Annotated in this window: 22 protein-coding genes; 9 read left to right on the top strand and 13 right to left on the bottom strand. The window is 45.0% G+C overall.

The annotated features are described in order from the left end of the window. From LDX50_RS16950 to LDX50_RS16940, 3 genes are read left to right on the top strand one after another with little or no spacing between them, the layout of a single operon-like run. Positions 1-1,707 carry a complex I subunit 4 family protein gene (locus LDX50_RS16950; protein ID WP_225698497.1) on the top strand — a complete coding sequence of 569 codons (1,707 nt, stop codon included), beginning with the start codon at positions 1-3 and terminating at the stop codon, positions 1,705-1,707. After that, positions 1,704-3,143, top strand: a complete 1,440-nt coding sequence (locus tag LDX50_RS16945) for an NADH-quinone oxidoreductase subunit N (RefSeq protein WP_225698496.1) — start codon at positions 1,704-1,706, stop codon at positions 3,141-3,143. Before LDX50_RS16950 ends, LDX50_RS16945 begins: the two co-directional genes overlap by 4 nt. A 9-nt stretch (positions 3,144-3,152) precedes the next feature. Then, positions 3,153-5,039: an amidophosphoribosyltransferase gene (locus LDX50_RS16940; protein WP_225698495.1), complete on the top strand. Its 1,887-nt coding sequence runs from the start codon at positions 3,153-3,155 to the stop codon at positions 5,037-5,039. A gap of 67 nt (positions 5,040-5,106) precedes the next feature. On the opposite strand, the gene LDX50_RS16935 is transcribed toward LDX50_RS16940, so the two are convergent. Together LDX50_RS16935 and LDX50_RS31030 are read right to left on the bottom strand one after the other, a co-directional pair. Further along, positions 5,107-6,123, bottom strand: a complete 1,017-nt coding sequence (locus LDX50_RS16935) for a glycosyltransferase family 9 protein (RefSeq protein ID WP_225698494.1) — start codon at positions 6,121-6,123, stop codon at positions 5,107-5,109. Next, positions 6,113-7,810: a helix-hairpin-helix domain-containing protein gene (locus tag LDX50_RS31030; protein WP_225698493.1), complete on the bottom strand. Its 1,698-nt coding sequence runs from the start codon at positions 7,808-7,810 to the stop codon at positions 6,113-6,115. The genes LDX50_RS16935 and LDX50_RS31030 overlap by 11 nt, the downstream gene beginning before the upstream one ends. 79 nt (positions 7,811-7,889) lie before the next feature. Here LDX50_RS31030 and LDX50_RS16925 point away from each other — a divergent pair, with 79 nt between their 5' ends. Genes LDX50_RS16925 through LDX50_RS16915 form a run of 3 tightly spaced genes read left to right on the top strand, consistent with a single transcriptional unit; the run spans position 7,890 to position 11,489 of the window. Continuing rightward, positions 7,890-8,297 carry an EVE domain-containing protein gene (locus tag LDX50_RS16925; RefSeq protein WP_225698492.1) on the top strand — a complete coding sequence of 136 codons (408 nt, stop codon included), beginning with the start codon at positions 7,890-7,892 and terminating at the stop codon, positions 8,295-8,297. Further along, positions 8,298-9,842, top strand: coding sequence for a hypothetical protein (locus LDX50_RS16920; protein ID WP_225698491.1), 1,545 nt, complete (start codon positions 8,298-8,300; stop codon positions 9,840-9,842). A 51-nt stretch (positions 9,843-9,893) separates the two neighbouring features. Beyond that, complete coding sequence (locus tag LDX50_RS16915) at positions 9,894-11,489, top strand: hypothetical protein (protein ID WP_225698490.1); 1,596 nt, start codon at positions 9,894-9,896, stop codon at positions 11,487-11,489. Here LDX50_RS16915 and LDX50_RS16910 read toward each other — a convergent pair. Together LDX50_RS16910 and LDX50_RS16905 are read right to left on the bottom strand one after the other, a co-directional pair. Further along, the gene (locus LDX50_RS16910) at positions 11,482-12,462 is read right to left on the bottom strand and encodes a pyruvate dehydrogenase complex E1 component subunit beta (RefSeq protein ID WP_225698489.1); all 981 of its coding nucleotides are present in this window, start codon (positions 12,460-12,462) and stop codon (positions 11,482-11,484) included. The genes LDX50_RS16915 and LDX50_RS16910 overlap by 8 nt on opposite strands. Before the next feature lie 123 nt (positions 12,463-12,585). Then, positions 12,586-14,385 (bottom strand): hypothetical protein, encoded by a 1,800-nt coding sequence (locus LDX50_RS16905; RefSeq protein WP_225698488.1) that lies wholly within the window; start codon positions 14,383-14,385, stop codon positions 12,586-12,588. 221 nt (positions 14,386-14,606) lie between these two features. Between LDX50_RS16905 and LDX50_RS16900 the strand changes: the two genes are divergently transcribed. Then, positions 14,607-14,828: a PspC domain-containing protein gene (locus LDX50_RS16900; protein WP_225698487.1), complete on the top strand. Its 222-nt coding sequence runs from the start codon at positions 14,607-14,609 to the stop codon at positions 14,826-14,828. A gap of 6 nt (positions 14,829-14,834) precedes the next feature. On the opposite strand, the gene LDX50_RS16895 is transcribed toward LDX50_RS16900, so the two are convergent. Genes LDX50_RS16895 through hisS form a run of 4 tightly spaced genes read right to left on the bottom strand, consistent with a single transcriptional unit; the run spans position 14,835 to position 19,552 of the window. Beyond that, positions 14,835-15,863 carry a glycosyltransferase family 2 protein gene (locus tag LDX50_RS16895; RefSeq protein WP_225698486.1) on the bottom strand — a complete coding sequence of 343 codons (1,029 nt, stop codon included), beginning with the start codon at positions 15,861-15,863 and terminating at the stop codon, positions 14,835-14,837. Then, entirely contained in the window at positions 15,864-16,196 is a 333-nt protein-coding gene (locus LDX50_RS16890; protein ID WP_225698485.1) for a YbaB/EbfC family nucleoid-associated protein, read from the bottom strand. Between the two features lie 47 nt (positions 16,197-16,243). Continuing rightward, positions 16,244-18,145 (bottom strand): T9SS type B sorting domain-containing protein, encoded by a 1,902-nt coding sequence (locus tag LDX50_RS16885; RefSeq protein ID WP_225698484.1) that lies wholly within the window; start codon positions 18,143-18,145, stop codon positions 16,244-16,246. 48 nt (positions 18,146-18,193) lie between these two features. Beyond that, positions 18,194-19,552 (bottom strand): histidine--tRNA ligase, encoded by a 1,359-nt coding sequence (gene hisS / locus LDX50_RS16880; RefSeq protein ID WP_225698483.1) that lies wholly within the window; start codon positions 19,550-19,552, stop codon positions 18,194-18,196. 137 nt (positions 19,553-19,689) lie between these two features. Here hisS and LDX50_RS16875 point away from each other — a divergent pair, with 137 nt between their 5' ends. Continuing rightward, the gene (locus tag LDX50_RS16875) at positions 19,690-19,887 is read left to right on the top strand and encodes a hypothetical protein (RefSeq protein ID WP_225698761.1); all 198 of its coding nucleotides are present in this window, start codon (positions 19,690-19,692) and stop codon (positions 19,885-19,887) included. Positions 19,888-19,948: 61 nt separating this feature from the next. Here LDX50_RS16875 and LDX50_RS16870 read toward each other — a convergent pair whose 3' ends face one another. Beyond that, positions 19,949-20,449, bottom strand: coding sequence for a metallophosphoesterase family protein (locus LDX50_RS16870; RefSeq protein WP_225698482.1), 501 nt, complete (start codon positions 20,447-20,449; stop codon positions 19,949-19,951). A gap of 98 nt (positions 20,450-20,547) precedes the next feature. On the opposite strand from LDX50_RS16870, the gene LDX50_RS16865 reads away from it, so the two are divergent. Beyond that, positions 20,548-21,105: a thioredoxin family protein gene (locus LDX50_RS16865; RefSeq protein WP_225698481.1), complete on the top strand. Its 558-nt coding sequence runs from the start codon at positions 20,548-20,550 to the stop codon at positions 21,103-21,105. A gap of 1 nt (position 21,106) precedes the next feature. Here LDX50_RS16865 and LDX50_RS16860 read toward each other — a convergent pair whose 3' ends face one another. The 4 genes from LDX50_RS16860 to LDX50_RS16845 form a co-directional block, all read right to left on the bottom strand. Next, the gene (locus LDX50_RS16860; protein ID WP_225698480.1) at positions 21,107-22,738 is read right to left on the bottom strand and encodes a M1 family metallopeptidase; all 1,632 of its coding nucleotides are present in this window, start codon (positions 22,736-22,738) and stop codon (positions 21,107-21,109) included. Beyond that, positions 22,738-23,877: a cystathionine gamma-synthase gene (locus LDX50_RS16855; RefSeq protein ID WP_225698479.1), complete on the bottom strand. Its 1,140-nt coding sequence runs from the start codon at positions 23,875-23,877 to the stop codon at positions 22,738-22,740. The genes LDX50_RS16860 and LDX50_RS16855 overlap by 1 nt, the downstream gene beginning before the upstream one ends. A 45-nt stretch (positions 23,878-23,922) precedes the next feature. Continuing rightward, positions 23,923-25,251 (bottom strand): dihydrolipoamide acetyltransferase family protein, encoded by a 1,329-nt coding sequence (locus LDX50_RS16850; RefSeq protein ID WP_225698478.1) that lies wholly within the window; start codon positions 25,249-25,251, stop codon positions 23,923-23,925. A 65-nt stretch (positions 25,252-25,316) separates the two neighbouring features. Then, on the bottom strand, positions 25,317-26,585 hold the full coding sequence (locus tag LDX50_RS16845) for a competence/damage-inducible protein A (protein WP_225698477.1): 1,269 nt from the start codon (positions 26,583-26,585) through the stop codon (positions 25,317-25,319). Between the last annotated feature and the right edge of the window lie 16 nt (positions 26,586-26,601).

Genomic DNA, 26,601 nt, shown 5'->3' with positions numbered 1-26,601 from the left:
ATGATAACGGATTACCTTCTGAGTCTGTTGATCTTTCTTCCCATTACCGCATCGGTGGTAATGCTAATCCTTCCGAAGGAATGGGACCATTCCTTTAAATGGATTGCGCTGGTTGTAAGCCTTCTTCAGGCAGTGCTGCTCATACCTGTGTTCAATGGCTTCGATCCTTCATTGTCGGATCCGGGATCTATGAGTGGCTTTCAGTGGCTTGAATACAGGGAATGGATCAATTTGGACCTGGGTAATCTTGGGATTCTTTCTGCGCATTATTTCCTCGGTTTGGACGGACTGAATGTCTGGATGGTTGTACTCAGTGTGCTCATTCTCCTCGTAAGTGTAATCGCTTCCTGGAAGGTGAAAGACCGGAGAAGAGGATATTTTGCCCTTTTCCTACTCCTGAATGGTGCCATCATAGGATGCTTCACATCGCTGGATTTTCTGCTGTTCTACCTGTTTTTCGAATTTATGCTGCTTCCGATGTTCTTCCTTATCGGATTATGGGGCGGTCCCCGAAAAGATTATGCAGCCATCAAGTTTTTTCTTTATACGTTGTTTGGATCGGTTCTGATCCTGATCGTAATGATCGCACTTTACCTTTCAGTAATCGACCCGGTTTCCACCGCCGGTGAACTGATGGTAGATGCCGAAACAGTGCAGATTCTGCTGAAGAACGGAGAAATTCCGGCCAACCGCATCGTACATACTTTCAATATGATTTTCATGACTGATCCGGGAAATATTATACCCGGCAGTTTGCTTGATAAATTCAACGAAACCGTATTTGTCGGACTATCTCTTAGAATGTGGGCATTTCTTCTGGTATTCGCCGGATTTGCCATTAAGGTGCCGCTCGTACCTGTTCATACATGGCTCCCGGACGCACACGTGGAGGCTCCCACGGCAATCTCGGTAATTCTTGCCGGCGTGCTTCTGAAGGTGGGAGGTTACGGCATGATCCGGGCTGGCTACTTCATTTTTCCAGACGGAGCCACGCACTTTGCATGGCTTGTTGCACTGCTTGGGGTCATCAGCATAATTTATGGAGCCATGAATGCCCTTGCCAGTAAAGACCTGAAAAGACTGGTTGCATATTCATCGGTTTCCCATATGGGCTTTGTTGCGCTCGGCATTGCATCGAACACCGCTGAGGGAATCGGTGGCGCGATTTATCAACTTTTCAGTCATGGTATTATTTCTGCGGCGTTATTTATCCTGGTGGGAGTGATTTACGACAGGACTCACGACAGATCCATATCTAATTATTCCGGACTGGCTTCAAAAATGCCGGCATTTACAGTACTTTCCGTATTGTTCTTTTTTGCCTCCATGGGTTTACCGGGTATGTCTGGTTTTATAGCTGAAATCCTTGTTCTTCTCGGTGCCTTCGCATCCCAGTTGGTGAACGGATTTGTGAGCCGAACCTACGCGGCCATTGCTGTCCTTGGGATGATTCTAAGTGCTGCTTATTATTTATGGACATTGCAGCGAATGTATTTCGGTGAGTTTTTTGTTCGGAAATCCGGTGCCAGCCTGCCGGATCTGGACCGGCGTGAATATGTGATGCTCATTCCACTCGGCATTCTTGCGATCGTTTTAGGTATATTTCCTTCGTTGTTTCTCGACTGGATAAACCCAATGATCAACTCAATGATCGATTTGATTAGCGTTCATGCGAAGGAATTGTTAATGACCAGCAGGGGAGTATGAAGGGCGTAGCACAAATTCTTGATAATCTTACAAACCTGCTGCCTTTCCTGTTGCCCGAAGTTGTGCTGGCAGTAACTATACTTTTGGTCACTGTTTCAACGCTAAAAAGAGGCATTCCACATCAGGTCGCGCATATTATTGGAATTTTAGGAATTCTTGTCTCGCTGGTACTGAGCCAAATGAACAGCACTTATCTTCCGGGAGATTGGTTCACATTTGATGAATCGGCAATTTGGTGGAAGACATTGCTGGATTCGGCTGTTGTGGCAATCCTCCTGTTTCGCACATCACGGCATTTGAGAACGATCTCCGGTGAATACGTGATTATTACACTGATGATGTTACTGGGGGCCCATTTCCTCGTGATGGCGAACCATTTATTTCTGGTTTACCTTTCAGTTGAAATAATGTCCCTTTCGGGTTACATGCTGGTAGCGTTGCCATTATTTCGAAAGAATATTGATGCGGGATTTAAATATCTCGTTTTCGGGGCTGTTTCATCCGCATTGATGCTGTACGGGATTTCACTGTTTTATGGATTGGAAGGAAACCTTTCGTTGGCTGTCGCCAATTCCCTGAGTGATCATTGGTCAACCCCGCTTGGCTACACTGTGCTGGTATTAATCAGTTTTGGCCTGATGTTCAAAGTGGCCGCTGTACCGTTTCATATCTGGGTACCCGACGTTTATGAAGCTACGCCGATGCCGGTAATTACGCTTTTATCGACCGTTCCAAAAGTAGCTGCCATAGCATTTCTGTTGAGATGGACTGATTTTTTAACAGAATCAATGTATGTTACCGCAATCCTGGCTGGTCTCTCGATGCTTGCCGGAAATTTCGGAGCACTCCGGCAACAACATATGAAACGGATGATGGGATTTTCGGCCATTGCGCATACCGGCTTCATGCTGGCAGGTTTACTGCTGGTACGGGATAATCCGGCGTATGTGTACTTCTATGCTGCGACCTATGTTCTGATGACCGTCGGTGCATTTCATTTGTTGAATTATTATGAAATCAGGTTTGGAACTGAAACACTGGAAGACATGACAGGTGCCTCTGCTGTGTCGGGCTGGAAAACCGTGAGCATGGTCATCTGGATGATCGCACTTACAGGTTTGCCGCCAACCGCCGGATTTACGGCAAAACTGTTCCTCTTTGGCGGACTGGCGGAAATTTATTCGGTACTGGAAGACAGTTACATTCTCTGGCTACTGCTGTTTGCAGTCGTTAACGCTGTTATATCGCTGGCGTATTATTTGAAGATTCCGTATTACATGATCTTTCGGAAGAGTGAGGCGCAATTGTGGTCGGCGGAAAAAATATGGACAAAGGAGAATTTTTTGGGAACAATTTTAGTTTTAGCCGTATTAATTATATTCTTTAAACCCGAGTGGTTGATGGGATCGATCAATAGTATTAGCTTTGTACCTTAAATATATGCAATGAGCGAGCAGATCAAGCATGAATGTGGTATCGCAATGGTTCGTTTGCGAAAGCCGTTAGCCTACTACATTGAAAAATACGGGACTCCCGCCTACGCTGCCAACAAGATGTATATCCTGATGGAGAAACAGCGAAACCGGGGTCAGGACGGGGTTGGAATTGCAAATATAAAGATAGATCAGAAGCCAGGACTCAGGTACATCAGCCGCTATCGATCAATCGATCAGGAACCCATTAAGCGAATTTTTGAGAAAATTGCCAAGAAATATAAGCGCGCCAGGAATGAAGGCGGGGAACGTTTCTATGATGAGCAATGGATGAAGGAGAATTGTGCCTTTACCGGTGAGGTGTGGCTGGGCCACCTGCGGTATGGTACACACGGAAAGAACAGTATTGAGAATTGTCATCCTTTTTTGCGTCAGAATAACTGGAGAAGCCGAAACCTCGTTGTTGCAGGAAATTTCAACATGACCAACGTGGATGAGCTTTTTGATATTCTCGTTCGGCTGGGGCAGCACCCAAAGGAAAAAGTGGATACGGTAACCGTAATGGAGAAGATCGGTCACTTCCTCGATGAAGAGAATAACGAGATCTTCAGGAAATACAAGGATGAGTATTCAAACCAGGAGATCACCGAGGTCATTGAAAGCGAGATAGATCTCCAGCGTGTTTTGAGCCGGGCCTGTAAAGATTTCGATGGAGGGTATGCGATGGCCGGAATGGTTGGGCACGGGGATGCCTTTGTGGCAAGGGACCCGAATGGAATTCGCCCTGCATATTTTTACAAGGATGATGAAGTCATCGTAGTGGCATCTGAAAAGCCCGCAATAAAAACGGCCTTCAATGTCGATTATGAGCAAATAGAAGAGATCAAACCTGGTCATGCTTTGATCATGAAAAAGAATGGGGAAGCAGATCAGTTTAAATTTATTGAACCGGGCACTAAGACCTCCTGCAGTTTTGAACGGATTTACTTTTCCAGAGGAACGGACCCTGATATTTACCAGGAACGTAAACAGCTTGGAAGATTGCTCGTACCACAGGTATTAAAGGCGATTAACTTCGACCTGAAGAACACAGTCTTCTCATATATTCCAAACACGGCGGAAACAGCATTTTTAGGACTTATGTCGGGTATGGAAGACTACCTGAGTGCTCTTCGCAAGGAAGTTGTCCTTGAAAAGAAGCCTGTCATGGATTCACTCGAGGATTTTCTTACGTTCAGACCACGAGTGGAAAAAATTATCCTGAAGGACGCGAAGCTGCGTACATTCATTACCGATGATAACTCGCGCGATGAGATGGTTGCCCATGTTTATGATACAACATATGAGGTGATCAGGAAAGGGGTGGATACATTAGTGATCATGGATGACTCCATCGTTCGCGGGACTACCCTTGAGAAAAGCATCCTTACGATGCTGGCACGCCTTGAACCCAAGAAGGTTGTAATCGTATCTTCTGCTCCTCAAATACGCTTCCCTGACTGCTACGGCATCGATATGTCGAAAATGAGTGAGTTCGTCGCTTTTCGGGCCATGGTAGGGCTGATCAAAGACCATAATAAGGAGCATCTGCTCGGAGAGGTTTACGAACGCGCCAAGTGGGCACTGGAAAAAGGCGAAGCTATCAATCATGTAAACACATTGTATAATGAGTTTAGCGTAGAAGAGATCTCTGCAAAAATTGCCGAGATAGTTAAACCTGAAGAAATGACGGCGGATCTTGAAGTTCTGTACCAAACCGTTGAAAACCTCCACGAGGCTTGTCCGAACCACCTGGGCGACTGGTATTTTACAGGGAATTTTCCTACCCGTGGCGGTATGCGCGTGGCAAACCGGTCATTTGTGAACTACATGGAAGGGAAGATGGTGAGAGCCTATTGATAGTCAATAGTCAGCCCGCCTCCAGGAGGGCAGGCCTGCCTGCCGGCAGGTAGTCAGTAGTGATTGGTTAGGGGAGGTAGAAGTCGAAAGTTACCTCATTCATGCATTTGAAATGTCCTTTCGGACATTTATTGTAGCCGATTTTACTGCACGGGCGGCAATTGATCCGATTATTTTCGAATACGGTGAATCGTGTCCTGTAGGGGTACATGCCAAATAACGGAATCGTATTGCCCCATATGCTGAAAATCTCTTTTTTAAATGCAGCAGCAATGTGCATCAGGCCTGTGTCATGACTGAATACATACCTGGCCTGTTTTACCAGTGATGCCGATTCATTGATTGAGAATTTTCCGCAGGCATTATAGATGATCGTTTTTTTATTTAATTCCAGCAATCCCTCCTCAAAAGGTTGGGATTGTTCATTTCGCCCGAAGAATTTCACAATCTGATCACCGGTTTCTGCATCTTCCTTTCCTCCCAGCAGAATGATCGGCTTGTTAATTTTATCACATAGTTCAATAAGCCGGTTCAGCGGAAGCCGTTTTGTTGCATGCTGTGCTCCGATTGCAAATGCCACATATTCCCTCCGGAAGGCATCAGGAAGCCTGCTTAGAGATACATTCTCGTCATCCGGGATGAAATAATCCAAACCAAGATTATCCATTTTTATCCCCAGGGGAGCAACGGTGTCCATATAGCGGTCAACAATATGTCGATTTGGCAGCTTATTGATCTTCAGGTTGACCATCAGCCACTTTTCCAGGTTAAGCTTATTAAAAGCCCTGCCATCTGTCTTTAGACGGGCTTTAATTATGCGGGTGCGTAAATTATTATGAAGATCCACCACATAATCGAAATCTTCCTGCCTGAGTTGCTGTATCAGGGCAGACAGATCATCATCAAGCAAGTGGATCTTATCGATATATGGATTTGCCACAAGTAAGGAATGAAAAGCCTTCTTGGTACAAAAATGGACTTCAGCATCATCCAGTTGTGTCTTTAGGTTTCGAATGACCGGAGTGGTAAGTACAATGTCGCCAATCGAAGAAAACCGGATGATAAGGATTTTTTTAATGCTCATGACTTACTTTCTGTATGCTTTTTGCTTTACGCTCGCTGAAAAACCTGGTGAGCTCATCAGCAGGTAGCGAAGTAAGGTTATCGGCGGGTGTTACCAGGCCTTTTCGAGCCGCCATAACACCAAACTTAACATCATTAATCCCTTTAATGTTGTGAGCATCCGGATTAATACTGATTTTAATATTGCGTTCAAGTACTTCAGGAAGGTATGACCAATCTATATCAAGTCGGCGCGGATTTGCATTAATCTCAATACTAACTCCGTTGTCACGGCAGGCATCGAGTATCGTTGGCATGTGCAGGGGATAACCCTGCCGGCGCAGCAGAAGCCGTCCGGAGAGATGACCCAATATGGTAGAGAAGGGGTTTTCAATCGCTTTTACAAGTCTTGCCGTCGCGGTCTTGATGTCCATATGAAGAACTGAATGCACTGAAATAATGATAAAGTCAAAACCCTCAAGAAATTCATTGGTATAATCAAGTGAACCGTCACTCAGGATATCACATTCAATCCCCTTGAATATTTTAAAATCAGGATATTCCTGCTGGAGTTGATCGATTTCCCTGAACTGGTCCTGAACACGGTTTTCAAATAACCCGTTAGCGTAAAAAAAGGATGATTTGCTGTGATCTGTCATGCCAAGATAGGAATAGCCGGCTTTGCGGCAGGCTTCAACCATCTCTTTGATGGAATACTGTCCGTCACTATAGGTACTGTGTGCATGCAGGATTCCCCTGATATCGTCTTCAGCAATCAGATTCTCTATTTTTGACGGATCGGCATGCAGTATGTCCGGGGCTATCCTTACATCAGGTGGAATGAACGGATATCCTGCTTTTTTATAGGCCGCCTCCTCATTTGAAAATTTATATGGGGCAGTACCCAGGCCTAATGCTTTCAGGTGGTTTTCCGGCCCGGTTGTCCGCATTTTTTGAATTTCAAAGTGAGCCGGATCAGCTTTACGGAAGCGCAGGTGCATACCGGAAGGTTCATGTATTCCGCGCCAGTTGAACGGACTTGATCGCTTTCTGTCCATGGCAAAATCATCGATGCCGCTGATTTTTTCGAAAACATCATCCTTGTCTTCAACCAAATAGCAAAACTCTGATATAATGAGGTCCCGCCTCCGCAAGGCACCTGTCTCACTTATTTTATATTCCTTTAACTGATCTGAAAACGTCCTGATTATCGATTCGCTCCAAGTCAGGGCTTCTGAGATCAGCAGCTTGTGTTTATTGTTCAGGTAAAAATCCAGTGATTCTGTCACTTGTTGGATGGTTTTTTCGCCGAAGCCCTTCACACTGCTTAGTTTGCCCGCCTCAATTGCCTCTTTCAAAGCAAGTGGAGAAGTAATATTGAGTTCCTTCCAGAGTAGTTGAATTTTTTTTGCGCCGACCCCGGAGATATTAAGTAATTCAACGACGCCTTTGGGAGTCTCATCCAGGAGTTTACGCAATTCAGTACTTTCATTCTCTGCGATAATCTCGGCAATCTGCTCAGCAATACTTTTTCCGATTCCCTTGAGCCCCTGTAATTCTTCGGGACTCATGTCTTCCAGTTTGCCCGTCACACGTTCCAGGTTGAAAATGGCGTTATTAACAGCACGTACCTTAAACTCATTGGCTCCATTGATTTCCATAAGTGAAGCGGTCCTGCGTAATAATCTGATAATTTCCTTGTTTTCCACGTGCGCGGTATGGTTATTGATGTTATTGATAATTATGTAAATTTAACCAAATGATCTTGGTTGTATCAATAAATAACACATGAACTATTGGTTATTAAAGACAGAGCCGGGCACCTATTCGTGGGATGATTTGTTACGGGATGGAAGGACATTCTGGGACGGCGTTCGAAATTACCAGGCCAGGAATTACATGAAGGAAATGAAATCAGGAGATCTGGCCCTGTATTATCACAGTGTAAATGAAAAACGTATTTTGGGAATTGCCCGGGTGGTGAAGGAATCCTATCAGGATCCATCCACCGATGACGACCGGTGGGTAGCCGTTGATATTGAACCGGAATCCACCTTTGAGAAGCCCGTAACGTTGGCGGACATAAAAGGGAATCCGGCATTATCCAATATGGTGCTGGTCAGAAATTCCAGGCTGTCCGTACAGCCGGTTACCAAAAATGAATTTGACCTGATTATTGAGAAAAGCAAGAATTGAATGTTGAGAACAACTCTGATACTTTTTGCAGGTTTACTGCTTCTAACATTAACAGTTTCAGCGCAGGAGCAGGTAGCGCGCTATGAACAGGAAAAGAAAGACAATGGTGAATACTTCACGGTAATTCCGGGAGGTGAATACGGAATACTGCTGGTGCGCGAAGACAATTCTGTTCGTGGCAGGGAAAACAAATGGATTCTGACCAACCTGGATACTGACCTCGAAGAAAAGTGGACAAGGGAACTGTCCGTTGAGTCAAAATTTGACTTCCGCGCCTATGAGCATTTCAGGAACCACCTGTACATTGTTTTTGTGGAAGCAGATCGTATAGTAAGTGAGTTTCTCATCCTTCAGATCGATCTTGAGTCCGGTAGAATTGTACCCTATGCCATTCAAAATGAGCTGGCATTTGAACTCACCAATATAATCGCTGTACAGGACCGGTTGGTGATGGCAGGATATGTTCGTGAGAGTCCTACAATTCTATCCTACACCGTTAATGATAAGAAATTCGATGTAGTTCCGGGATACTTTACTGCCAAGAGCGATATCATTGATTTGCGGCCCAATATGGACGGGATCACCTATAACATCGTGACCATGGAACGTTCCTATTCTGGATACTTCCTGCGGCTGCGTACCTACAGCTATGATTCCGATATTCTTTTTGAACGTGAAGTACAAATGCGGGATAATTTGCAGATTATTGACGGACTGACACTGGGTTTTGTTAACGGAAATATCGCGATAGCGGGTTCCTACGGATCGCAGAATTCCAACTTTATTCAGGGCCTGTATTTTGCTATAATTAAGCCGGAGGGGCAGGATAATACCGTCAAATACCATGACTTTGGAAATTTTGAACATTTCTTCGACTATACAAGTCCGAGGCGCGCTGAGCGTCTGGAAGAAAAGGCTTCTGAAATGTCGGGCAGAGGGAAGGATATGAAATTAAGTCTTCGGCTTTTCCTTCACAATATGATAGAGGTCAACGGTGAGTATGTTTTGTTTGCAGAGGTCTATGATCAGAATTATCAGCGTGGAAATGTACCTTACTATTATTCCCCGTACGACCGTTTTACTTCCATTTACAATCCATACCGATATCGTTATTTCAGGGAAGCATATCGCGGGTATGATGATATACAGAATACACTGGAATTCGAGTTTTTGGAAGCCATCGTGATAGGTTTGTCTGGTGATGGAGATGTGAAATGGGATAACAGCCTGGTCGTTGAAGACCTGGAGCAAACATCCACTTCAAGCATGGTAGATGCCTATGCCGACAGGAGCTTTGTTCATATGCTTTATAAGCATGAGGAGGAGATCGTTTATAAATCAATTCCCTATTCATCTGTACCGGTCGAAGAGAACTGGATTCCATTACGCCTCGAAAAAGATCAGGATAATATAAAAAGTACCGATGAAGAGACCGGTGGTGTCGGATACTGGTTCAACAATGCCTTTTATGTGTGGGGATTTCACCGGGTTGCCAGTGCCGAAGGAAAACGGAATGTGATTTTTATAAACAAAGTAATTTTTTAAGAACCTTTCGCCTAAGAATTGTTATTCTAATAATGGAATAACAAACAGCCTATGCGATTCATTTTCATTTTGCTGGTAAGTGCAATTGCACTTCAATCCGCCATTGCCCAGGTTAAACAACTCCGGTACGAAACCAATATCTCTTTGCGAAATGAAGATTTTGCGGTTTTTCCGGCTGGAGAAAACGGTCTGGTTTTTTTGAGACAAGTGAGGGGAGAGCACAAGGTTGATTTTTTCGATGTGCAAGTCAATTTACTTGATCCTTTTTTAAGAACCATCGCGACAGATACATTGATTACCGATCCTTCCTTTGAACTGAAACGGGTAATACATGAAAATAAACAAGTGTTTCTTATCTATGAGCAGTCGGAAATAGAGATCCCAAGTTATAAAATAGTTAAAATAGACTTTTCATCCGGCAGGGTACAGCCATTTTCAATTAAAAATGAGTTGCCTTTTGATCTGGTGAAAGCCATGTCTGTTAGGGGCAAAATTTATTTTGGCGGATATGTTCGCGGAGTACCAACAATAATGGTATTTGAAGAAGGTAAATCGACGCTTTCATTACTGCCAGTGAGACCACTAAGTGCTGATTTTCTCGATTTAAGCTTAAATAATGATCAGGAATCAATCAATCTGGTCACTCAGGAAAGAAGCGGTAATGTCATTTTACTTCATGTGACTACATACGGAGGTACTTCAATGCTGTTTCAGAAAACAATTGTAATGCAAAATGAAGCGGTAACTGCACGGTCGCTTGGTTTTATTAACGGGAATATCATCATCGCGGGTACTTACGGATCCAACAAACTTAATTTGACACAGGGAACATTCATGGTATCCGTCCAACCCGGTAAGGATAAGGATGTTGTACATTATCATGGCATAAGTGAATTTGATCATTTTTTTGACTATGCCGATGTTAACCAAAAGGAGCGACTGACAGAGAAGGTAGAGCGCAAGTCGGTCAGCGGCAATGATATAAAGTTCAATAAGGTCCTTTTTGTCAATGATCTTCAACTGGTGGGTGATGAACTGCTGATGGATATAGAGATGTTCCAGTTGGTGCCACGGCAGATTGCGAGACAGAGACGTGTTCGGAATTCGTATGGAAATTTTGGTGGTTCGAGAAGCAACCCACACAATGGATATGGAAACAATGTATTTGCAGATGCCCTATATCCGGATAAATTAAGACTGTTCAGAAAGCTCTTTTTTGAATCTCCCAGTGAAAATGCCGAGGTCATTCCGGAATTTTTGCAACGCTGGTCGGTAGGATTTGATCCTAATGGTTTAGTAAAGTGGGATAATTCCATGGCTGTTCAGGAGCAGGACCGGGCGAGTGCAGCCCCGTTAACTGCCGCTGCCTTTGATGATACTGTACTGAGATATGGGTACAAACACGAAGAAGGCATTGTTTATGCGGAATCTTCCTTTGGTTCAACAAAAGGGGAGGAATTCATTTTCCCACTGGTACTCAAGAATGAGAATGAATCACTCGTTTATGAGCTAAATGATGTGAACGGGCTATGGTCGATCAATAATGACGTTTTTTACGCCTGGGGAAGTCACCGTGTCAAGGGGGATTCCGGGCGCAGAAATGTCATTTATATTAATGCCTTGTTTTTCCCGGAGGTAATTAACTAACGTACATCACACTTTTCACCGCCTCGATCGTTCTCTTTGCATTCGGCAGAATGGCATCAATCAGGGTGGGTGCATAAGGAAGAGGTACATCCATGCTGTTCACACGATGCACAGGGGCATCAAGGAAATCAAAGGCATATTTTTGAACATGATAGGTGATCTCCGAGCTGATCGCTGCTAACGGCCATGCTTCCTCAACGATTACCAGGCGATTTGTCTTTTTTACTGAATTCACCACGGTAGCATAATCCAGCGGACGTACAGAACGCATATCGATCAATTCAGCAGAGATGCCGTCCTTGGCAAGTTCATCAGCCGCTTCGTAAAGAACCTTCATGGTTTTTCCAAATGAGACTATGGTAACGTCCTCTCCCTCGCGTTTGATATCTGCTGATCCGATCGGAATCAGGTATTCGCTTTCAGGGACTTCGCCTTTATCGCCATACATCAATTCTGATTCCATGAAGATAACCGGATCATTGTCGCGAATGGATGACTTTAACAAACCTTTCGCATCGTAAGGGTTCGATGGAACGACTACCTTCAGACCCGGGGTATTCGCATACCAGTTCTCAAAGTTCTGTGAGTGCTGTGAACTTAACATCCCTGCGTTACCGGTAGGTCCGCGAAATACCATAGGTATGTTAAACTGTCCTCCTGACATCGACATCATTTTGGCAGCACTGTTAATAACCTGATCAATGGCTACGAGAGAGAAATTAAACGTCATGAATTCAATGATGGGTCTCAGTCCATTCATTGCGGCACCAACGCCTACGCCTGCAAACCCAAGCTCAGCGATAGGGGTGTCTATTACCCGGTTCGGACCGAATTCATCAAGCATTCCCTGGCTAACCTTGTAAGCGCCATTATATTCGGCCACTTCTTCGCCCATAAGAAACACTTTTTCATCTCGACGCATTTCTTCGCTCATGGCTTCGCCGAGCGCTTCTCTGAATTGAATTTCTCTCATTTTTACCTTTGTTAAACGGTCCCCAAAATTAGGACATCAGCGTAGATTATCAAAAAACAATTTTCGTTAAAATAAAAAAGGCTCTCCTTTACGGAAGAGCCTTTTTTCAGATGTTTTAAACGATTATTTCATCGCGTCAGTCCACTGCGGGTAGCTTCTGTACTGCAGGAACTCAAGGTCGTTCATTGCCTTTTCTTTCAGGCTTGGATCAGCAGAGAATGCTTCCTTCAGGATGGTGGCGATATCATCTTCACCTGCCTGACGGCGGGCAGCTACGATTGCTGTAAGATAAGCAGCTTTACCGTACATCTCATCTTTTTCAGATCCGTAAGTGTTGGTATACTCACCACGAAGGGTCTCGTATGCCTGAGGCCATCTCTTATCAAGAACCTGTGCCAGCGCCTTGTTGAATACGTTCTCTTTAGTTTGAGTAGCATTCGCAAGCGTAGTCTGAGCAGAAGTGTAATCTGCCATCATGATCTCAGCTGCACCCTTAACACCATTCAGACCCTGAGTTACCTCATTAGAAGGACTCATTGAAAGTGCTTTGGTTACATGCTCATGTGCTTTGTAAGGATTGCCATTAGCCAGCGCTACAGAAGCCAGGTTACCATGAACCTCAGCAGTAGGATTCTGATTTGCTGCAATCTCTAACTGAGTTTCAGCCATTTCCATGTATTCTGCACGGCGCGAAGGATTCTGGTTTGCCATTGCGATGTATGTAGCCGCAAGGTTGTTGTGTGCGTTCCAGCTGTCTTCTTTCTGAATAGCCGCCTTGTAAATAGCTTCTTTTTCTGAAAGTGAAGGAGTCATGGATGCAGCATACATCATTTCCTCAGCTGATAATGTATCAGCAGATACGGATCCGCCAACAACCTGCTTCGCAAGAACAGCGATCTCTGCATCTGTTTTCTTTTCCTTTACTGTAAGGATCTCAGTTTTTGCAGTACGCAGTTTAGGATACAGCTCACGGAATACCTTGTTGTATGTGGGCAGTGTATGAAGTTTATCTTCAACCTGCTCGTATGTTCCTCCAGCATTGATGATATTCAACCATGCTGACTTCTCTTCAGAAGAAAGACCATCATACAGGGCCAGGGAATCTTTGAATACAGTCCAGTCTTCAACTACATCCTTAATGATGAAGTTGATGGAATCAGCTTTTCCTTCGTAATCATATTTGTCCATTTCACGACGGTAGAAAGACTCGATTGCCTGGGCACGATTTTTTGCCAGGTTGGAGTTTACACGTTCCGGACCTTCAGGAGAGTGAGTACCTGTGATGGTAACTGTGCGGGTAAGGTTCTTGGCTGCGATGTACGCGTCAAGCTTTTTACCCATATCACCGCTTCTTTCAGAACTGCGCAATACAGAACTTCCCTGGTTGAAATAGAAATTAACCCGGGTAGGGATCAGCTCTTCCTGATTGTTGTAACCGTGATCTGCTTCAGCAGCATAAGCAACCGGAATCACCATTTTAGAAGTTGTGATTAAACCAGGTGCTACGGTCATACGGGGAGTTTCCTTTGTTTTCCCGTTTTTGGGATCGGACGCCACACCCTGTACCTGAAGTTCGCCAGGGTTCATTGCAGGCGAATAAGGGAATGCATAGCTTTTCGACTGCTGAGGAGCTTCTTCCTTGGCGTTAGGGAAATCTTCGGAACGGAATTGAACGGCTTCTAATTCTACTTCGCTTTCTCCATAGTTGTAAAAAGTGCGTACTGTGTACACTTTGTCCTTTTTCAACATTTTAACTGGTAGGTTGGCAGACATGTCAAAAGCTACCGTATCTGCATGTACCTCGAGAGGATTGGGAGAAACAGTGAGGTTTTGATCTTCAGCCATTTTAACCATTTGGTTCAGAGCGCAACCCGAAAGGCCTATCAATCCGAATAGTACAATAGCGTAGAATAATTTTCTCATTGGTTTTTATTTTTAAATGACTGGTTGAATTGTGTAAATATCTTTATTTATTTCCTTAATAAAACATTTGAGTGCAAATTTAACTAAAATTTCAGGAATTTAGAAGGTACAATTGAATAAGTGCATATTATATTTGTGAATGTGCATATATGTCGATCAGTAAACTTTTTAAGGCGTTTAAGTGTATTATAAAATAGACCTTAATTAACTCTTTACCAATTATGCTAAAAAGACTCCAGGATACTTTTGAAGCGCAGGCTTTTGGTGTATGTACACGGATGGGAGAAAAGCTTGGAATATCATCTTCGAGTATTCGAATGTATTTTATATATGCATCTTTCCTGACGTTCGGATCACCTGTTTTAATATACCTGGCACTGGCATTTATTATGAATATGCGCAAACACCTGCGCAGAAGAAATAATGCCGTCTGGTATTATTAAGGAGGTTTAAAACCCCTTAATGGATTTGAGTTGCCGGAAATTGCGACGCCTGCCAACAAAATACTGCAAAACAACACTTCCCTTATATATCACTTGGGTCTCGCTTATGCGCATAAGCGACTGACTCTCGGATCGTTTCTTTCGATTCAGGCTCATTTGTGACCAGAAATCAGCATGGGCCCGGATCACCGAACCTGCATGGCGCCATTGTAAAATGAAAATGAAACGCCAAATAGCTACAAAATCGAATAATACCCGAATGATCATGGTTCTGATCAGTAAATCAGCAGTATAATTTTTATAGAGAAGGCTTAGTCCATTTTTGAAATTAAGGTACGTTTTTTTAGGATTTGACTTGCTCAACGTTCCTCCGCCAACATGGTATACAGTACTGGCTCCCTGGTAATAAACTTTTTTACCCATGCCCCAAAGTCTCCAGCAGAGGTCGATTTCTTCCATGTGCGCAAAAAAATCTTCATCAAGTCCGCCCGATGACAGAAAATCCGAAGACCGAATGAATAAACATGCGCCACTTGCCCAGAAAATTTCCCGTGAATCATCATATTGTCCCTCATCTTTTTCGTAGGACTCAAAGATTCTTCCCCGGCAAAAGGGAAATCCATATTGATCAATGAAACCGCCGCCTGCACCGGCATATTCAAAGGTATTTTTTTGTGAATATGAGAGTATTTTTGGCTGAACAGCGGCAATGGATTCGTTTTCAGCGAATATTTGCAAAACCGGCTCAAGCCAGCCGCTGGTAACTTCCACATCAGAATTCAGAAGGCAAAAGAATTCTGCACTGATTTGCTTCAGAACATGATCATAGCCGCCGCTGTACCCAAGATTCTCCTCCAGTTGAATGATTTCTACGGAAGGATATGCGTCCTTTAGAAATGCCACCGAATCATCTGTAGAGGCATTATCTGCTACAATAATACGCGCCCCTTCACTGTGCATGATGACCGACGGAAGGAACTGTCGCAGATGTTCCTTGCCATTGAAATTTAAAATTACAATTGCCAGGTCTTTCATTTACATCATTCCACTCAGATCCAGTCCGGGAATGTTTGGCATGATTCCTTCTGTACTTTTGCGAATCTCCTCTTTGGCCTGAATTTCTGCTTCATCTGTTGCTTTGTTCACCGCTGCTACAATCAAATCCTGCAGCATTTCGCGATCTTCGTCTTTCATTAGTGACTCATCGATCGTCACCGAAATGAGTTTTTTCTGTCCGTTGACGCGAGCTTTCACCATGCCTGCACCCGATTCAGCTTCCACTTCAATGTCGGCAAGTTTATCCTGGGCTTCCTTCATGCGGGACTGCATTTCCTTAACCTTGCCCATCATTTTCATCATATCGAACATAACCGTATTATTTTGTTATCGCACAAAAGTAGGAATTGTTGGGCTAATTAATGGGAGAGGACTAAAATACTTCCGTCCCTGTTCGTAACACGCCCGGATTCGTCCACAAGCCTTATCTTGATAACATAAGCCCCCTGGGCAACCCGTTCCCCATTATAAAAACCGTTCCAGGGATTATTAATATCCTCACTGTGAAAGATGAGTTCCCCCCATCGGTTGAAAACATCAATTGAATAGGATTGCACATACCGGGCCCGAATCTCGAGCACATCATTGAGCCCGTCACCGTCTGGTGTGAAGGCCTCTGGGAATGCCAGTAAATTTGATTTTGAAAGCTGGATGGTATACGAATATGAAACAGGAATGGATCCGTCATTTGGGAACGCATGTATACGATAGTAAAGAATCTGATCTGGCTGATTGTCTGTTTCTGTAAATGTTGTATCCGATGTTTGCAGTACATTGAAGAAGTTTGTCCCGTCGTACGATTTTTCGACAAAGTAATAGGCAACACCCGTTGAATACCCTTCATATTGGGGCCAGGATATCTGGACCTCATCACGCAAACTAATGGCACCCTGCGGTCGCATTACACAGGCAACGACATTTTCGGTGTTGGCATTACCGCAAAGATCTTCCGGGAAAACCTCATAGCAATATGTCGTAAAACCGGAATTACCCGCCTGCGTATCAACAAACGTCAAATCGGTAGTTGTTCCAATCAATGCAGGCACCTGCGTGTCTCCGCTTCGGTATATATTGAAAATTGTCGACCCCGGGGGAGCTGAATAGTTCCATGTGAGGGTCACTTCATTTCCGTTTGGTACCGTACTGACATGATCAACAGCAGCAGGAGGCAGCTCGTTGTCGGCAAGTATACATATCTCTCCCGAGGTTGAAAGAGCACCGCCGTAAGATGCCTGAAGATTATAACAATAAGTGATCCCGCAATTAATATCAGGATCCTCTAACATTCGTTCGGTATTCATTGCCGACGAAAGAAAAACACCATCTCTGTAAATACTGAAATTTCCCGAGGGTGTATTGGTCGCCCAATCAAGCTGATTAATATTATTCTGATTAAATCCCGAAAGCTGAATGGAGCAAACCTCCTGAGAACTGGCGGCTGGACCGCCGCAGGGGTCTATGGCATCAAGCCGGAAGCAATAATAATTCTCATCGGTCGACAGAAGATCAATGATGTCCGTTGACCGGGTGTCACTGAATTCTTTTAAAAGAGTGTACGGCCCTCCGTTGGTTGCTATATACATCCTGTAAAGGATATCCGCCTGCGTACCAAGCCCGAGTGTGATTTGTTGGTCGCTGGTAACAGCCAGACCTGTTATCTGACCTGCCGGCAGGGAGGGAACAGGGGTGAAGGTACGCATGGCCGGACTGCAATTATTAGCCCATCCTGCATCGAGTCCCTTTACAGTAATGGTGCGTGCCAGACCATCGGGAAAGGTGTGGGTTTGAACCGGAGAATTTACCGGGATGGTGACTACCGGACTTCCGTCGCCATAGTTAATTTCATATTCATCATAATTATCATCCAGTACCTCGAGTGCGATACTGTTTCCGGAACAGGCATAAATCTCAAATGCTGGTGCGGGCTTATCTTCAATGGTGATGGTGATAAAATCAGAAACAGCATCAAACAGGATCTCCATCCGGTATGTCCCGGGATCTGTATACGTGTATTCATAAAAATTCGGCTTAACTTCAAAATTGCCATCCCCATTATAGTCAAAATCACAGGAGCATCCCGCAGTACAGTCGCACGAAGGATTATTGTTGGTGATCGTAATCGTTAATCCCGGGCAACCCCTGATCTCGTCCACCTCATACAACCCGTTCTCACTGGAATACTGGGCCAGTGCCGGGATACCCGAACCAAGCCACAAACAAACAGCAAGACTAAGTGTATATATGAAACGGCTGAAATTCATTCGAAACGGAATATAATTGATTTCAACTAAAACGAATAATAAATCATCTCATTGCGCACCATTAAAACTTATAAGATGTTCAATGATGGCTGACTTCGACAATAGTTCCTGTTCTCCGGATTTCATGTTTTTCAATGAAAATCCGTCTTTTTCCATTTCCGATTCACCGGCTACCAGCACAAAAGGGATATTCTTTTTGTCGGCATAGGAGAATTGCTTTTTCGCTTTGGCCACTTCCGGGTATAACTCGGCGTGAATCCCGGCGGTACGCAATTCCCGGAGGAATTCCAAACCGTACGACCAGGCGTTCTGATCAAATGCCACAATAAGGGCAGTGGTAAAGGTATTGGCCGATTCCGGAAAAAGAGACAACTCCTCCATCACATCATACAGTCGGTCCACACCAAATGAGAACCCAATCCCCGAAAGTCCGGGCAATCCAAATACCCCGGTTAAATCGTCGTACCGGCCGCCTCCGCTCACGCTACCTACACTCACATTATTCACCTTTACTTCGAATATGCAGCCGGTATAATACGATAATCCACGGGCGAGGAGGGGGTCGAAATCGACATGATCCATTCCGGATGACCTGATGAGATCAAAAACCTCACGAACGTCACTGATCCCTGAATTGCCGGAGCCAATGAATTGTTCCATTTTATCGAGGTTTGCTGAAGAATCATTGAGCAGCGGTTTCAGTCGGCTGGTAGATTCTGCGGTAAAGCCGCGTTCGGTGAGTTCCTGAATTACCTTTTCAGAACCTATCTTATCAAGCTTGTCAATGGCCACGCATAATTCAGATTCCTTACCCGGAGCCCCAATGGCCTCTGCGATGGCCTGGAGAATTTTACGATGATTTATTCGAATGCTGTAATCAATAATACCAAGGGCATTGAATACCTCACGTATCATCCAGATCACTTCTGCCTCACAGAGAAGGGAATCAGTTCCAACCACATCTGCATCACATTGCTGAAATTCCCTGTATCGGCCTCGCTGGGGCCGGTCGGCACGCCATACAGGCTGGATCTGATATCGCTTAAAAGGCATGCTGATCTTGTGCTGATTCATTACCACGTATCGAGCAAAAGGTACAGTCAGATCATATTTCAGCCCTTTTTCGCTGATAAGGGAGGCGAAATGCCTGGAGCCATCCCTGTAATCAGATTCAGTTGTACGGGAAAGAAAGTCTCCGCTATTCAGGATTTTATACAATAACTGATCTCCTTCATCACCGTATTTACCAGTAAGAACATCGAGATTCTCCATGGCAGGTGTTTCCAGCGGCATAAATCCGAATTTGCGAAATACCCCGCGGATGATATCCAGAATGTAATTGCGCCTGGCCATTTCTTCCGGGCCGAAATCACGGGTACCTTTCGGTAAGGATGGTTTTGAGCTCATGGAAGCAAAACTACAAAAAAAGTATGAAGCCACAGGCTCAACTTTTCGGCCTGTGATCTGAAAATAGTTGGAGAAGCTTTTAATTAAATTAATTATTCTATTATCTTTGCACCCTTATTTGATCAAAATTCACGGACATGGCGATTACCAGACTTAAGAGAAAAGCAAAGAGAAATAAAACAAGGGCTTCTGTACGTCAGGCCAACATCAAGCGTTTAAATACCAAGCCGGTGATCAAATCGGTAGATGTTGAGGCGATCAAAGAAGAATTCGAAAAGAAATCTTCCAAGCCAGCCAAGAAAGAAACGAAAAAAGAAGACAAGAGCGAGGACTGATCTTCCCCTGATCGGGAATTGCTCCTGTTTATCATATACCCGTCTGAAAAGGCGGGTTTTTTTATGCCCTTTTTCCTAATTCGATTACCTGCAGGTCCGATATGCGTCCGGCCTCCAGGCTGAAGCGCACAAGTGTTGAAATTTTATGAAATCCCTGCTTTCCGGCGGCACCCGGATTAATGTGCAGCAGATTGGGTAAGCCAGGGTCGCGCATGATCTTCAGGATATGGGAATGACCATCAATAAAAAGGTCCGGTTTTTCCTGCTGAATTATTTTACGGACCCGGGGATTGTAACGCGGGGGGTAACCCCCGATATGGGTCATGTACACGCGAACCCCGCCCAGCGTGAAGAAAAGATCTTCCGGGTACCGTACACGAAGGTCTTTGCCGTCAATATTCCCGTAAACAGCCCGTAAAGGCCTGAATTTTTCCAGGTCATCTGCTGCTTCAATCGTGCCAATATCACCGGCATGCCAGATCTCATCACATTCCTGAAAGTATTCCCAGATCTTTGGGTTGAGAAATCCGTGTGTGTCTGATAACAATCCTATCCGTTTCATGTTGAATGCTCAAACGATAGTTTTTAGCAAGGTTAAAGGGAATCCATCACAATCCCATGGTGTATTTCCATATCTTTGGACTTTAAATTTGTAGTGCTATGGCATTAACGCCTTCTAAAATGCTCCCTCTCGGGACCGAAGTACCCGATTTTACATTGCCTGACACGGTTTCAGGGCAAAACCTGTCCTATGCCGATGTGCGTGGGGAAAAAGGAACTCTTGTCATGTTCATTTGCAATCATTGTCCGTACGTTAAACATGTTCAATCTGAACTGGTAAAAATATCTGTGGACTATTCCGGTGAAGGAATCGGCTTTGTTGCCATCAGTTCAAATGACGTGGAGAAATATCCCGAAGATGGTCCGGATCGTATGAGAGAAGTCGCACGTAAATGGGGATATTCATTTCCATACCTTTTCGATGAGACTCAAGGTGTGGCGAAGGATTTTCAGGCGGCCTGTACTCCAGATTTTTATCTTTTCGATCACCAGGATAAACTGGTCTACCGGGGCCAGCTGGATTCATCCCGCCCGGGCAACGGTAAACCACTCGATGGTAAGGATATGCGACAGGCACTCAATGACCTGGTCAACGGGAATCCCGTTAGTGAAAATCAAATCCCAAGCCAGGGATGTAACATTAAGTGGAAATCCTGAATTACTTAATTTCCATCGCACTGACATAATAATCCGGATCAACCGAAAAATCAACATTCAGTTCTGAGACCTCGAAGGTCTGCCAGCTTTCGTTGGCGTTCAGCCGGATGTCCTTCCCGTTTATGGATACATCCACGGGCATGTTGAATCGGTCGATTGTATTATTCCAGCGATAAAAGAGGGTATTGCCCTTACGTGCATATTCGAGTACCGGCACACGAACGTCGCGTAAATATTGGTCAAATACCGGAGCAAGATTTATTCCTGTATGGTTGATCAGGTACGACTCGATCATCTGGGTGGTTACTGTCTGATGGTAGAACTCTTTATTCAGGCCACGCAAAACATCCCTCCAAAGGCTGTCATTATCCACAATCTGCCGGATCATATGCAACATGTTGGCACCCTTGTAATACATATCCCCGGATCCCGACTGGTTCACATTATAAACTCCAATAATGGGTTCTTTATTTTGGATATTCATACGTGTGCCGCGTGTATAGGCTCCCGCTGCCTCGTTTCCAAAATAGTAATCCAGGAATAAATTTTCTGAATACGCTGTGAAACTTTCATGGATCCACATATCTGCGATATCCTTGTAGGTGATATTATTGGCAAACCATTCGTGTCCGGATTCATGGACGATGATAAAATCAAATTTCAGTCCCCATCCACTCCCGCTCAGGTCACGGCCCCGATACCCGTTTTGAAAACCATTTCCATAGGTTACCGAACTTTGATGTTCCATACCCAGGTAGGGGACCTGAACAAGCTTAAACCCATCCTCATAGAACGGATAGGGCCCGAACCAGTGTTCAAAGGCTGCCATCATCCTGGGTGCCTCCCTGAACTGCTCCCGGGCCGCTTTTTCGTCTTTAGGCAATACGTAATAGTCCATGGTAAGCGGACCGTTCTCTCCTTCGTATGTCTCTGAAAAATGTACATAATCGCCGATATTGATGTTCACCCCGTAATTATTGATCGGGTTCTCAACAAACCAGTGATATTTAGTGAATTTCTTTCCCTTTTCAACTTTTCTCAGTCTTCCGTTGGATACATCCATTAATCCCTTCGGAACCGCAACACTGATCAGCATGCTGTCGGGTTCATCATACATATGATCTTTGCATGGCCACCAGAGGCTGGCACCGTCCCCCTGGCAGCTGCTGGCAACAAAAGGATTGCCTTTTTCATCCCGCTGCCACGTAATGCCGCCGCTCCAGGGTGGGTTGGGACTCGTACGGGGCTTGCCTTCATAAAGTACTTTAACCGTTCCGATTGTCCCAATCCCTTGATTTTTCAATCCGTCAATAAAATAGGCATTACCATCCTGACGAAAGGAAAGGACATTTCCATTCTGCTCAACGCCGGTAATTCTTAAGGGTGGCTGAAGATCAATCTGCATTGCAGTTACATCTCCCAGCACTTTGTAGGTAACGGTATTGCTCCCCTTGATGGTTGAATCTGAAGGGTCAACCGTAATATCAAGATGATAGTAAACAAGGTCCCACCAGGCTCTTTCAGGGGTGATGGAGCCGCGAAGTGTATCCTGTCTCGTGAAATTTTGTCCCATCCCGTTAAATGACAACAGGAGGAGAATCAGTACGACCGGATATAGGCTTTTTTTAATCATCAGGAAAGGGCTTGTTCAAGATCTGCGATAAGGTCATCCGCATCCTCAACACCAACGCTTAAACGAATCAGCGAATCTACCAGTCCGACCTTCAGCCGTTCTTCTTTTGGAATACTGGCATGTGTCATGGTTGCCGGATGATTTGCCAGTGATTCTACGCCCCCAAGGGATTCAGCCAGTGAGAAATAATGGAACTTTTCCATAACGCGGAAAGCGTCATCCTGATTTCCATTCACCAGGGTGAAGGAAATCATACCTCCAAATCCGCGCATTTGTTCTTTTGCAACGAGGTGATTGGGATGATCCTCAAATCCAGGCCAGTATACTTTTTCAACACGGGGATGATTCTTCAGGTAATGAGCTATCTTTTCGCCATTCTCACAATGCCGGTCCATCCGTAAATGCAATGTCTTGATTCCTCGCAAAACCAGAAAACAGTCCTGCGGTCCGGGGGTTGCCCCGCAAGAGTTCTGAATGAAAGCTAAATCTTCCTGAAGTTTCGGATCATTCACCACAAGGGCACCCATTACGACATCTGAATGCCCGGCAAGATATTTTGTTACAGAATGCATCACGATATCGGCACCCAGGTCAAGCGGACTCTGAAGATAAGGGGTTGCAAAAGTGTTATCCACCGCTACCAGGATATTATTTTTCTTTGCCAGTTCTACGACTTTTGCAATATCAATCACGTTCATCATTGGATTGGTGGGGGTCTCCAGCCAGATGAGCCGGGTATTTTCATTGATATGGTGAGTGATTTCGTTTACATCATTCATTCCGGTAAAGTGAAACCGAATTCCATATTTTTCGAAGACTTTTTTGAAAATCCGGTAAGTACCGCCATACAGGTCGTTGGCAGCGATCACTTCATCACCGGGCTTCAGTAATTTTATCACTGCGTCGATAGCGGCCAGCCCGGAAGCAAAACATAATCCGAATTTCCCGTTCTCCAGGGCGGCGATGCTGTTTTGAAGCGCCGTGCGTGTGGGATTATGGGTTCTTGAATATTCATAGCCCTTGTGTTTACCAGGGGATGCCTGAACATAAGTGCTGGTTTGGAAAATAGGGGTCATGATGGCCCCGGTTGAGGGATCAGGTTCCACCCCTGCATGAATTGCTTTGGTTCCGAATTTCATATAAAAAAGATAAAAGGAGGGGAGAAATGCCCCTCCGTACAATAATTAAACAGATGTGTTGGGATCAAACCGCTCCAGGTAGTCGGCCACGCGTCTTACGACCATTCCTCCCAGCGAGCCATCAACCACGCGGTGGTCATAGCTGTGTGAAAGAAACATTTTATGTCGGATTGCAATGGCATCTCCATGGGGAGTTTCCACAACAGCCGGCTTTTTGGTAATAGCCCCCAGTGCCAGGATCGCAACCTGCGGCTGCATGATAATGGGCGTACCCATTACGTTTCCGAATGATCCGACATTTGAAATGGAGAATGTTCCGCCGGAAAGTTCATCCGGCTTAAGCTGGTTATTTCGTGCCCTCTTTGCCAGATCGTTCACCTTTTTTGCCAGCCCGGTAATGTTGTATTGATCTGCATTGTGGATAACGGGAACGATCAGGTTTCCACTGGGAAGCGCCACAGCCAATCCGATGTTGATATCACGCTTCTTGATGATTCGGTCTCCATCTACCTGGATGTTGATCATCGGATAATCCTTGATCGCCTTTACGACTGCGTCGATGAAAATGGGTGTGAAGGTAAGGTTGTCGCCTTCACGTTTTTTGAATTCATTCTTATTCCGGTTTCTCCAGAAAACGATCTCGGTTACGTCGGCCTCCACAAAGGATGTCACATGCGGGGAAATTCGCTTTGAATCAACCATTCGCTGGGCGATCATTTTACGCATGCGATCCATTTCAATGATCTCATCCTCCCCGCTTACAGAAATATTTACTTTCGGAGCAGGTGATGACGATTGTACAGACGTCTGTGCGGGAGCTGGGGCAGTGAGCGTACTCACTTCGCTGCCTCTTGTTTCCAGGTATGACAGGATGTCCTGTTTCGTTACACGGCCTTCTTTGCCGCTTCCGGGGATTCGTTCCAGCTCATCTTTCCCTATACCCTCTTCCCGTGCGATATTTTTTACCAGTGGAGAGTAGAAACGACCATTTGAATTTGATGGAACGTCCTGTCCGTTGCTCGCACTGCCGTTGGATACGACAGCTGCAGCAGGTTTGCTCTCGACAACCGGTTGTTTTTCCACAGCAGGTGCTTCTGCCGGTGGTGCAGGTTTGGACTCTGATTTTTCTTCTTTTTCTGTGGTGATGATTGCAATGGGGTTTCCCACCGGTACCACGTCTCCCTCATTTGCAAGAATTTTTGTGAGCACCCCGCCGTGGGTGGAAGGTACTTCGGTATCTACCTTGTCGGTCGCAACTTCCAGTACACTTTCATCTTCCTCAATAGTATCACCTTCTTTTTTTAACCAGGTGAGTACGGTTGCTTCCATTATGCTTTCACCCATTTTGGGCATAATTAACTCTACTTGTGCCATTCTAACGTGTTTTGATTTACAAAACTCAAGTCATTTCCGGATAATCCGACTGTAAATTTACTATTTTACTCTGTTACTTCAATCGTTTTCGATAATCTTATACGAATCATGTTTAATACCGCAACAGCGGTTGCCCTGATATTCACATCACGGTCTTTCCAAAGCTGTAATTTGCGTGCATAGGCCTCTTTTCCATCGTCATAAGCAATCCAAACAGTGCCCACGGGTTTCTCGGGAGTGCCTCCTCCGGGTCCTGCAATGCCGGTTGTTGATACACCGATTTTGGCTCCTGTTCTTTTCCGGATTCCGGCAGCCATTTCAAGGGCCGTTTCTTCGCTAACAGCTCCATGATCAAGCAACGTTTGATGCTGAACTCCCAGCAGGGCTTCCTTTATTGTATTCTCATAGGCAATGACAGACCCTACATAATATTCAGAGCTTCCTGGAACCGAAGTGATGAGATGGGAGAGATATCCACCTGTACAGCTTTCGGCAGTGGCGATTGTACAGCATTGATCACACAACATCCGACCGATCACTTCCTGAATCTCATCTCCGTTAAACCCATAAATGAAGTTTCCGGCCAAAGGCTTTAATTTTTCAATCTGTTCAGCAACCTGTTCCTCCAACACACTTCTGTCGGTCCCAAATGCTGTGAGGCGAAGTTTTACCTGGCCAAGGCTGGGCAGATAGGCGAGCCTGATATTTTCAGGTAATGCATCTTCCCAGTCCTGAATTTTACTGGCAAGCCATGATTCACCAATCCCGATGGTCTTGATCAGCTTATGATAGATCACTGCGGTTTCGAACACTTCGTGCAAGCGTGGAATGACCGTATCGGTCATCATTTTTTTCATTTCATGGGGAACTCCCGGCATCGACACAAAAACCTTTCCGTCACGATGGAACCACATTCCCGGCGCTGTACCAAGTTTGTTTTCCACAACCTCACAGCATACGGGTAAGGTGGCCTGAAGCTCATTTACAGGGGTAAGTTCCAGGCCCTTGGACTGAAAAAACTCCGATACCTGACGCAGTGCATCGGGATTCGGCTCCATCGGACAATCAAAATACCTGGCGAGAAGAGGCTTTGTAAGGTCATCTTTGGTAGGCCCCAAACCCCCTGTGATCAGGACGATATCAGCCCGGTCTTCTGCTTCCCGGAAAGCCCGGAGGATATCTGACTCGTTGTCACCAACCGTCGTTTTTTGTGTAATGCGTATACCTGCGCGATCCAGCACATCACTGATCCACTGGCTGTTAGTGTCCAGTATTTGTCCGTACAGAATTTCATCACCAATGGTGAGAATTTCGGCCTTTATTATTTCATCCATTACATTCCTGGTTACT

This window comes from Fulvivirga sedimenti (assembly GCF_020328055.1).
The sequence above is the reverse complement of the archived record's forward strand: the minus strand, read 5'-3'. Positions and strand labels throughout refer to the sequence as shown.

Bases quoted from the DNA above. Each gene is read 5' to 3' on its own strand.
- LDX50_RS16950 (WP_225698497.1), top strand. From the start codon at position 1: ATGATAACGGATTACCTTCTGAGTCTGTTGATCTTTCTTCCCATTACC.
- LDX50_RS16945 (WP_225698496.1), top strand. From the start codon at position 1,704: ATGAAGGGCGTAGCACAAATTCTTGATAATCTTACAAACCTGCTGCCT.
- LDX50_RS16940 (WP_225698495.1), top strand. From the start codon at position 3,153: ATGAGCGAGCAGATCAAGCATGAATGTGGTATCGCAATGGTTCGTTTG.
- LDX50_RS16935 (WP_225698494.1), bottom strand. From the start codon at position 6,123: ATGAGCATTAAAAAAATCCTTATCATCCGGTTTTCTTCGATTGGCGAC.
- LDX50_RS16925 (WP_225698492.1), top strand. From the start codon at position 7,890: ATGAACTATTGGTTATTAAAGACAGAGCCGGGCACCTATTCGTGGGAT.
- LDX50_RS16920 (WP_225698491.1), top strand. From the start codon at position 8,298: ATGTTGAGAACAACTCTGATACTTTTTGCAGGTTTACTGCTTCTAACA.
- LDX50_RS16915 (WP_225698490.1), top strand. From the start codon at position 9,894: ATGCGATTCATTTTCATTTTGCTGGTAAGTGCAATTGCACTTCAATCC.
- LDX50_RS16910 (WP_225698489.1), bottom strand. From the start codon at position 12,462: ATGAGAGAAATTCAATTCAGAGAAGCGCTCGGCGAAGCCATGAGCGAA.
- LDX50_RS16905 (WP_225698488.1), bottom strand. From the start codon at position 14,385: ATGAGAAAATTATTCTACGCTATTGTACTATTCGGATTGATAGGCCTT.
- LDX50_RS16900 (WP_225698487.1), top strand. From the start codon at position 14,607: ATGCTAAAAAGACTCCAGGATACTTTTGAAGCGCAGGCTTTTGGTGTA.
- LDX50_RS16895 (WP_225698486.1), bottom strand. From the start codon at position 15,863: ATGAAAGACCTGGCAATTGTAATTTTAAATTTCAATGGCAAGGAACAT.
- LDX50_RS16890 (WP_225698485.1), bottom strand. From the start codon at position 16,196: ATGTTCGATATGATGAAAATGATGGGCAAGGTTAAGGAAATGCAGTCC.
- LDX50_RS16885 (WP_225698484.1), bottom strand. From the start codon at position 18,145: ATGAATTTCAGCCGTTTCATATATACACTTAGTCTTGCTGTTTGTTTG.
- hisS (WP_225698483.1), bottom strand. From the start codon at position 19,552: ATGAGCTCAAAACCATCCTTACCGAAAGGTACCCGTGATTTCGGCCCG.
- LDX50_RS16875 (WP_225698761.1), top strand. From the start codon at position 19,690: ATGGCGATTACCAGACTTAAGAGAAAAGCAAAGAGAAATAAAACAAGG.
- LDX50_RS16870 (WP_225698482.1), bottom strand. From the start codon at position 20,449: ATGAAACGGATAGGATTGTTATCAGACACACACGGATTTCTCAACCCA.
- LDX50_RS16865 (WP_225698481.1), top strand. From the start codon at position 20,548: ATGGCATTAACGCCTTCTAAAATGCTCCCTCTCGGGACCGAAGTACCC.
- LDX50_RS16860 (WP_225698480.1), bottom strand. From the start codon at position 22,738: ATGATTAAAAAAAGCCTATATCCGGTCGTACTGATTCTCCTCCTGTTG.
- LDX50_RS16855 (WP_225698479.1), bottom strand. From the start codon at position 23,877: ATGAAATTCGGAACCAAAGCAATTCATGCAGGGGTGGAACCTGATCCC.
- LDX50_RS16850 (WP_225698478.1), bottom strand. From the start codon at position 25,251: ATGGCACAAGTAGAGTTAATTATGCCCAAAATGGGTGAAAGCATAATG.
- LDX50_RS16845 (WP_225698477.1), bottom strand. From the start codon at position 26,585: ATGGATGAAATAATAAAGGCCGAAATTCTCACCATTGGTGATGAAATT.